Source organism: Endozoicomonas sp. ONNA1 (assembly GCF_024606325.1).
In the GTDB taxonomy this organism is placed as follows: Bacteria; Pseudomonadota; Gammaproteobacteria; order Pseudomonadales; family Endozoicomonadaceae; genus Endozoicomonas_A.
Map to the genome: position 1 here is coordinate 1 of NZ_JAHHPN010000773.1, position 1,657 is coordinate 1,657.

Consider the following 1,657-nt stretch of genomic DNA (forward strand, 5'->3'; position numbering starts at 1 on the left):
TATGAATACTCAGCAGAGCGCAAGCTGACTGCTTTGAAAGTAGACGGCGGCAGGGATTTAAACAGTTGCAGGAACTCAGTAAACCAGTTGACATTCAAAGGGCGTTTTCCGTCTAAATGTTCCTTCATACAATCAATGAGATGGCCAGAAGTGGTTAGCTTGATCAGAGCGCTGCGCCGGGTTCTGGCCAGTTGACTGTCATCCTTTCCGGATAGGTGTGTTGAGGCTAATTGCGCACAGTGATGTCGGTATAAAAGCAACAGCGGTGTTGCGCCGCTGTGGTCCTGTTGATTAGCCAGAATTCTGGCGGGCAGATATTCAAACAGCTGGTCATAACGGGGGAGATAAGCCTCCAGACAGTGATATCTGCATAATTCGCCGTTAGAGTAACTGCTCGGAAGTGCTGTCGCCATAAGGTGCAGAATATTACTGCCGTTATTAAATGTCTGATTAAGAATTGTGGGTAAGGCGCCTGCCAGCAACCGCTTGAAAAATTCCCGCTGGCCCAGGATAAAGGCACAGACCAGAAGCTGTTCCCGCTCCTGATGATCCAGCTTTTTCAGTGCTTCCAGAATCAGCTTTTCATGCCTTTGGGCATTCACCTCCAGCATACAAAGTTGCAATATGAAAAACTCTGAACCCAGTGCCGTGGTGATGGTCTGGCAGAAATCCTGTGACGTCTGAAGGTCGCCATGTCTGATGTCCAGTGATTCGAAAATAGCGGTTATCAGATAGGGCGCTGAGCCATCGGAAATCCGAAGAGATTGATTAATTTTTGTTAGACGAGGGCAACGTTGTTGTGCCATCTCACTCATAAGCTCCCGGGCTGTTTCCTGCAGTTGCCCCGGGGTAAGGTATCTGTCCAATATTGCCATAAAGTCCGGATCAGCCCTGCACATCATTGTTTTGGCAAGGTTGCCAAGAAGTCTCAGCACTGTTTCATGGCGTGTGTTACCCAAGAGTTGCTTTAGTAATTGGGGAGGTATATTGATTGTACAAATCATCCAATCAGCATCAAGTCCCAGCCCCAAATCAGCCAGCGTTTGCAGAACGGAAATATTTTCGGGAAGGGTAATATCGCTGACAAGGGTTTTGATCAGTGCTTGCAAGGAAGACAGATAGAATCTTTGATTGTCCCCGGGATGGTCCTTACTCAACCTTTTAAGATCATACTGGGCTTTATCTATCTGTTCTCGCAGCAATTTATTACCAAATGGAATGTCAATATTGCCTATTGCATTCTGAACCCGGGATACCCATTCACGACGCTGGTCGAGAGTGGAAGTGATGTGCCGCTGGTGTAAAGAGCAACCGGAGGACCCACCCGATCGAGCCGTTTGATTGCTCAAACCCGAAGTGGGCACATTAGAGGAAACATCTGTTTCCGGAACGGTGCGACTGAACAGGTTAAAGAGAGTAGCGCGGGACATCCATGGCAGCATCATTCATTCCATCAATAATTTGTTTTCTGAATTTTCTAAATCTTCAGACCAGCAAAGTTTGATTTGGTTCACAATTATCCAGAAAACATCGCCAGCGGTGTGAACTTTGTTTACCAAATTGAGCGGAAAGCCCCGTACTTCTAGTTCGGGGATGGATAGTTCGCAGTCTGAAAGACTGCCTATGCAAAATACTTGCTATATTTACAGCTTTCATT

Annotated in this window: 1 protein-coding gene; it reads right to left on the reverse strand. The window is 46.8% G+C overall.

Annotated elements, in window-relative coordinates:
• Window positions 1-1,445 (reverse strand): hypothetical protein (locus KDK19_RS18625; RefSeq protein ID WP_257292579.1); only part of this gene is annotated, 1,445 nt, incomplete at its 3' end.
• Between the last annotated feature and the right edge of the window lie 212 nt (window positions 1,446-1,657).